This is a genomic window from Candidatus Neomarinimicrobiota bacterium (genome assembly GCA_036476315.1).
In the GTDB taxonomy this organism is placed as follows: domain Bacteria; phylum Fidelibacterota; class Marinisomatia; order Marinisomatales; family S15-B10; genus JAZGBI01.
In genome coordinates this window covers 21,980-28,914 of sequence record JAZGBI010000054.1, presented here as the reverse complement: position 1 = coordinate 28,914, position 6,935 = coordinate 21,980, and the positions used below count along the sequence as shown (strand labels likewise).

Annotated in this window: 5 protein-coding genes; 1 reads left to right on the top strand and 4 read right to left on the bottom strand. The window is 48.3% G+C overall.

Translation table 11 applies throughout. The features are described 5' to 3' along the window. Positions 1–356 precede the first annotated feature (356 nt). The 4 genes from V3U24_05335 to V3U24_05320 all read right to left on the bottom strand — a co-directional run bounded on the left by V3U24_05335 (position 357) and on the right by V3U24_05320 (position 5,355). Positions 357–1,523 (bottom strand): DUF1302 family protein, encoded by a 1,167-nt coding sequence (locus V3U24_05335; GenBank protein ID MEE9166870.1) that lies wholly within the window; start codon positions 1,521–1,523, stop codon positions 357–359. A 95-nt stretch (positions 1,524–1,618) separates the two neighbouring features. Then, a complete protein-coding gene (locus V3U24_05330) occupies positions 1,619–2,314 on the bottom strand; it encodes an outer membrane lipoprotein-sorting protein (GenBank protein MEE9166869.1) in 696 nt (231 codons plus the stop codon). Positions 2,315–2,416: 102 nt separating this feature from the next. Beyond that, entirely contained in the window at positions 2,417–4,693 is a 2,277-nt protein-coding gene (locus V3U24_05325) for an MMPL family transporter (protein MEE9166868.1), read from the bottom strand. Then, positions 4,693–5,355, bottom strand: a complete 663-nt coding sequence (locus V3U24_05320; GenBank protein ID MEE9166867.1) for a TetR/AcrR family transcriptional regulator — start codon at positions 5,353–5,355, stop codon at positions 4,693–4,695. Before V3U24_05320 ends, V3U24_05325 begins: the two co-directional genes overlap by 1 nt. Before the next feature lie 1,194 nt (positions 5,356–6,549). Here V3U24_05320 and V3U24_05315 point away from each other — a divergent pair. Next, positions 6,550–6,897, top strand: a complete 348-nt coding sequence (locus tag V3U24_05315) for a hypothetical protein (protein ID MEE9166866.1) — start codon at positions 6,550–6,552, stop codon at positions 6,895–6,897. Positions 6,898–6,935 lie beyond the last annotated feature (38 nt).

Below are 6,935 nucleotides of genomic sequence, written 5' to 3'. Positions count from 1 at the left end.
AGGGGCTCTGTCAGGGAACTCGGCGCTTCGGGTTACCCCTAACACCTCCCTCAAACTACCTGGGCGAACTGACAACTCCCAGGGTGGGACTTTAACCCACGGGTCATACGTTATACACGGCATACGGTCACATCTTGATTATTAACTATTTTTCTTTCCGTCCTCTCCAGCTTATCCTGTTGGGAAAATCTGCGGTCGGACAACGCTAGGTGTAATGGCCTGCTCATGGCATGATCTTGCGACAATAGAACACAAGGGTCAACGGCAGACTTGACCCCTTTCTATTTATATTTATCTATTTATATTTATGAGCCCTGTAATCTTGCGGCTGAGGGCCTTTTTTATATGCCATCAATTTAAAAGCTGTAACTAAGCCTGATAGACAGATGAGAGAAGTCGGTCAAGTTACTCAGTTTGCTCGCGTCGTCTCCCCCCAACATGATGAGGGCAATTTCCAGATCAAAGGCATCTTCCATGTGAACCTCCACGCCGCCACCGAGCATATATCCGGCATTGTCGAGATCGTACAGCGTCTGTGCCCGGACCGTATATCGCCCGTCGATCAAGTCCAGGGACCCATTTGCCATGATGGCATTTTGAGTGATCACCGCAAATGGCATGCCCATCTTAGGCGTTATAAGATCCTTCTCGTTCACCTCTTCGCTAACAAATTCAGTGGGAGACAGCAGCACAACATCACTTTCGTCGATACCCGTGATGTAAGTGCCGAGATACTGTGCCATCCAGGTACTGACTGTGCCGGAGTAGTCGACTTGCGCTGCGTACTGAATATAGGGGTTGCGTACAAGGGGATCGTCGGCGTCCTTATCCTCGGTGACAAAGTAGGCCCCCTCAACTCGAAGCGCCCAGCCCCCTAAAAAGGTGACCAAGTCGTATCCAACTACTTGAGTTCGGAGGTACCCAAGCGCAGTCGGAAATGGTTGCGTCTGAAGAAAAGGAGAGAAGGAGCGGTCGAATCCCGAGAAATAACTAACCGAGATATCCATGAACGAGGTCTGTAATGTGGTTCGTAGACCGAATTCACTATTATCAATAGAGCGATCGGGTATTATAATCGGTAGAGCATCAGCAGGAGGAGGTCCATCGCCAAAGATGGGGAAATCGGGTTCATTGAGCGGCAGGCGGTTGGGCTGAAACACCGGCGTAATCACCGCATCGATGGTGATATTACCCAGGTAGAGAATCGCCGAGCCAGCCACCACGCCCAGTTTTCGATCGGTGCCAGGCAAAAAGAGGTAGTAGAAATCGTACGGATTGACATTGTCGGTGGGGTTGTTCCCATCGACGGCCCCCCAGGCCAAAATCTGTTTGCCGAACTTGAAGTCACCCAGATCTGTTGTGACCTCGGCATATGCTTCCCGCAGATCAATCAGGGCGGCATTGGTGTTCAGGCGGTATTCCAGTGCCGTGCTGAAGTACAAACCAACGCGGTCACCACGCTGCTCGCCGTTGAGGGTCACAAATCGGTGGGGCAACGATAGATAGCGATGATCAGTCGTCACCCGAATTAACGGATTGACCTCGCCGTGAATGGCCAATTGGCCCGAAATTGTCGTACTAAGAACTAGCAATGCTAATGCCAAGTGTAGAGTCACCGTCATGGTAACCTCCGCAGGTTACGTTCATGGAACAGTGAGAGATCCACACCTGTGTCGACCTCGATATTGTCGAAGATTAAATCCGTTGTATGGCTTTTCTGAACATTGCGAACCACCATTTTAGTCGGCAACGAATATTGGCCATATTCCCCGACCTCAATCGTACGTTCTTTCAGCAGCTCATCGCCTCGATCATAGTATGTTTCTTGCACCACAAACGCGTCAGACTTGCGCACTTTGGAAACGATCCTACCATACGAAGAGCGCAGTGAGGGATCGGGAATATTCTCAAGCATCCAATACTCGACACCATCTGTCGTTTCATCGTCAAGTAAGTTATAAGTGTAATCCTCAATGGTACGACTGGTCAAATCTTCGAAGGAGAGATCGGAACCCATAAAGCTGCCGCCTCGTTTGCTTGATGAAATTCGGCGCATTTTTTTGAATCCGGGCAGCCACATACGCATCTCATCCCCTGATTCCTTTTCAATGATCAGCAGCGCCACGCCCCGATCATCGGCGGGGGCGGTGAACCAGAGGATCATATGGGTATCATCTTTGCGCACCGAGTGGGTCGTCAATGTTCTCGTAGAGCCGTTTTTGGCAGTCAAGATCATCGTCATGTCTGAGGTCAGATCAACGGGCGAAGATCGCTCATCGATCAGTTTGGCTACCTCTTCAGCCGTCTGGGCCACTGCTATACTCACTAACAATGGTAGTGCAATAAGTAGGTTGCGAATCATTTTTAAGTCCTCTCTAGCAAATTGTTTGCTTCAATGTTTATCGCGGCGCCGATCTTAGGCAGTCACTTTATCACGCATAAGATGGGTAAGAGTCGCCAAAATGGTCAACGTACCGAGGGCACATGAAACCATCGAGATGATCACCAACCCGCCCATATATTCCATGGGAACGAATTGCGAGAAGAGCAACGCCGAGAATCCAAACGATACCGCTGCCACATTGAGGATAATGGGATACCCAACGTCGTCGATTGTCGCTTGGCTCACCATATCACGATCCATGCCTTGCTTCAGGAAGTAGCGATATTGCGCAACAAAATGGACAGCAAAATCGACCCCCACACCTATGATGATTGAAGTAAGCAGAGCGGTGACGTGATTGAGTTCCAGGCCGATCCATCCCATCAACCCAAAGTTGAGGATGATGGCAGTGCCCAGCGGCAGGACGGCCAGGAGTCCCCAGCGGAGCGATCTAAAGAAGAACCACGAGAGCAGCACCACCAATATGAGTGAGACCGCTAAGGACCTGAACGAACTTATGATGAGCACATTCACGAAATCTTTGACAAACACGGGAAAGCCTGTGAATCGCACAGTGACATCGTCCGTTGGAATCTCGGCCAAATATTCGTTAATGCGGTCGACCATTTCCAAAAGCTGAGCTGTTGAATTCTGTTTAACTGTCGCGGTGACCAAGCCCTTGCTGTATTCGTAATCGACAAACCCACTGAAGTCATCCGGGTCGCCGGACATGCCGTAGAGCGTGAGCAAGTTGGCTACCTTATCTCGCGTTTTGGGGATAATCTCAAAAGCAGGATCATCGTCCATTATCGTGCGGTGCAGCTTGCGAACAATGTTTGCAATGGAGATCGTGCTGCCGACGTATGGTTCCTGCTCAAGGTGAGTCTGAATGTCTTCCATTTGCGAGAGAACTGTCGGCTCTTTGAGGTCGCCACTAATTTCAATAGCCAGGTTAAGCGTTCCTGAAAAATTGTCATCCACAAATTCCATGCTCTGGCGGATAGGTGATGCTGGCTTGAAGAATGTCAAGAAGTTGACCTCAACAATCACCATTGTTGCCCCTATCAGCGAGACGATTATCAATGCCATGCCGCCAGCCAATACGGCTTTCGGCCTATCCAACACCAACTGGCCGACGCGATGGATAATTTTTTCAAACGCACCCGCGCTGGCGAGTGCCTTGGCAGACAAGCGCCATTTTTTCATCGAGATCAGACTTGGCAATAAGGTGATAGACAGTATCCACGCCCAGCCGATGCCAAACGATATTGCGACGCCATAGCCGGTCATCACTCGCAGGGGAGCAGTAACCAAGGAGATGAAGCCGGCAATCGTTGTAATCGAAGTTAAAAATACCGGCAGCATGAGAACGTTCATGGTTACCTTAAGAGCCTCGCAGGCATCGTCACGTTCGCGCATCTCTCTAAAGAATCGGGTGATGATGTGGACCCCATCTGCTGTTGCAATGGTCAGCAATATGATCGGCATGGAGCTGTTGAGGACCGTAAAGTTGAACTGATCGCTTCCTGTTAAATAAAACAGCCAGCCTAGAAATCCAGCCATCGATGCGGTCGAGAGAATGTTAACGGCCAGCACCATGCCGAGGCCTGCTACTGATCGCAGGTTGACCAGTAGAACGAGCGCCAGTATGATCAGACCAATGCGCATCAAACCAAAGACTTCCGTTTGGACTGTTTCGGAGAGGATACCCCTCATGTACGGCATGCCGGCAAGGGAGATTTGGACACTTTCGGGGACAATTTCCAATGCATGGTCAGTCGCAGCCACCAGGTCTTGATCCGTCGCTCCGGCCCGGGGCAAGACGGCGATCATAGCATAATCCTTATTGGCGGAGAGGAGACGATCGGCAATTTCGCTATTGGCCTCGAGGTAGGAAACCATGCTTGCGATGTCCTCAGCGTTAAGATCGCGGTCCGACATGAGATCGCCAACCTCCAGGAAACCGTCCACATTGTCGATACGGTTAATGGTTGCCAGGCTCAGCACTTCATCGACCTTGGGATCGTCTTCAATCATGCGGGTGATATCCCAGATCATCGCCAATCGCTCGGCAGTGAAAAGCTGACCATCACCGCCCAACGACACTAAGAGAGGTTCGGTGGCGCCAAATTGATCTTCCACCTCTTCCCAGACGATGCGAGAAGGCATATCATCCGGGAGCATTTTCAAAATATCATCCTCAAAATGAATAAAGCGTACGCCCGAGGCCAAAAACAGGCTGAGCACGACAGTGAAAAATACGATAATCTTTGACTTTTCCATCGTCCAGCGGATGAGTTTCGCTTTCATCAATTCTCCTCCAGTTTACGAGATTTTCCTGCATAATGCTGCTCGATACCGCCCATAATGGTGGCGGTGAACTGAGCCTTATACTCGGGTGTTCTAACGGCTAAGCCATAAACGTCCAACAAATTTTGGAATGCCGGTTCCAATAGAAAGGTTGCGACTATGGATGACATCATGATGACAACCGACCGGACGACATCCTGATAGGGAAGCTCTTCTCGGTTTAGGTGGTCACATAATTTCGGCTCCAAAAGCTTGATGATCTCGGGCCCCATTACCCGTAATACAGGGGCGATATGCGAGGCACCGGCGGCTATTTCCTGTGCTAGAAAGGAGCGCAGATGTCCCTTACGATTCGCCATCAGATCGGCATATATATCATACACCTTGCCGATGGCTGATTCCAGATCCTCAGCATCCCCAATTCCCTTCCCGAGCTCGGAGAATACCTGGCCGGTCACAGATTTAAGGACCTGCTCAAACAGAGTCTTCTTTTTCTCAAAATGATAGTAAAGCATGTACGTATTGACGCCGGCCACATAGGCAATCTGGCGCATACTGGCCCCTTCATATCCGTTCTCGGCGAAGGTGTCCATGGCCGATTCTAAAATTTTCTGCCGGTTTTCGGCTGCTTTTACTCGGGTGCTATCTTTTGGGCGGGCCATAATATCGATTTCCGACTTTAATTTACCAATCGTACGGTCAATAAGTCAAGCTAAATATTGAACAATTGGTCAATATTTCTCTTTGTCGAGGAGAAAAAGATTGTACTCATAAGCATTGAGAGTTTTTGCCTAGACTATTCCCAATAAAACGGAGCCCGTTGAACGTTCTGGGGATAGATTTGGTCCATCGTCTCTGAATCGAACATATCGCATTCATCACGGTGTATGTCGTCAAAGCATTGTGAGCTACTTGGGTCTAGAACCATGAGCCACATTTCCGTTTCCATGGTTTAGTTCACGCCTCATCCGAAGCGTACAGCCTGGTCGACGCTGGTCACTATGGGTCAAATTCCTGCCCCGTTTGCCGGCCTTATTTTTCATGTACCGACAGGATAGCCATGAACTGAAAATCCACTGCTATCTGACCGCCAATTTAAAAGCCTCACCGATCTCTCGACCCGTGGGGCTTTCTCTCAGGTTGGCAGATGCCAACTATTTCAGCAGTGAGGCACACTCAGGGCACAGTGGCATCTTAAGATATTGTTTTTATTAGATAATCGAAGGGCTCATAACCCGACGCAGGGACTTCTACTGCTTCTCTTTTGGAGAGTCCGAATTCCTTGTTAACGTTTTACCGCGACGTTTTTGCTTTTCTCGACGGCAGGTCAACTGTCTTCTTAGCCGTTGTTCCCGAGTTCGAGCCTCGGCGGGCTCGGTGACGATTCTTGACGATAAGTCCCCTGAATGAGGGGCGACTCATATCTTCCCCAATGGTCAAAAAGAGGCAAAAATGGGTAGAAAAATTCGGTAAATATCAGCAAAATGATTTAAGGGACGATATCAGATGTCATGTGCTGACATTTCACACTTTTTTGCATGACCTTTTTCTTTCGGGCTTGATTAAATGGCAAGGGGTCAATATGGTTAGGACAGTTTCACTTCTGAGGCGGGTTGAAGTGAATGAAGAACTGACGGAGACCGAAATAGAGTGTCTTCGGTATATTTTGCCGAAGTCCAGTCGGAGGTTCACGGGTTATATTACGATTAAGGTATGTAATACAAGTTATGTGTAAAATATGAGGATAATTAAAATTCTAAGAGACCATCATAGCTCTTTGGGATACCTTTCGCGGCATGAATTTAAGAGTAGATTCGCAAATCAACCGGTCAAAAAATTTGGGGAAAGGTTAATCTATGGAAATTTCTCACTTTCATGTTTATGTTAAAAACAGATCCAAAGCGGTTGAGTGGTTAAAAAAAGTTTGGTATGTAACGCCCGTTGAGGAAGATCATGAAATGTCGATGTTTACCTTTGGGTCAATTGCTATCATAATAAATGATTCTGAAGAAGACGTTCCATCAACAATTGCCTTTGGGAGTAAAGATTGTGATCACGATTATGAAGATGTGATAGCGAGAGGAGCAATTTCAATACAAGAACCAGAAAATAAACCATGGGGTGTCAGAATTGCGTTTGTTCAGGGACCAGGTAAACTTACATTTGAGATAGAAGAGGTGTTGCAGAAAAATAAACGATCATAGATTTTAGAGCGAAATACCAATAAAGAAATGAAAGAAAC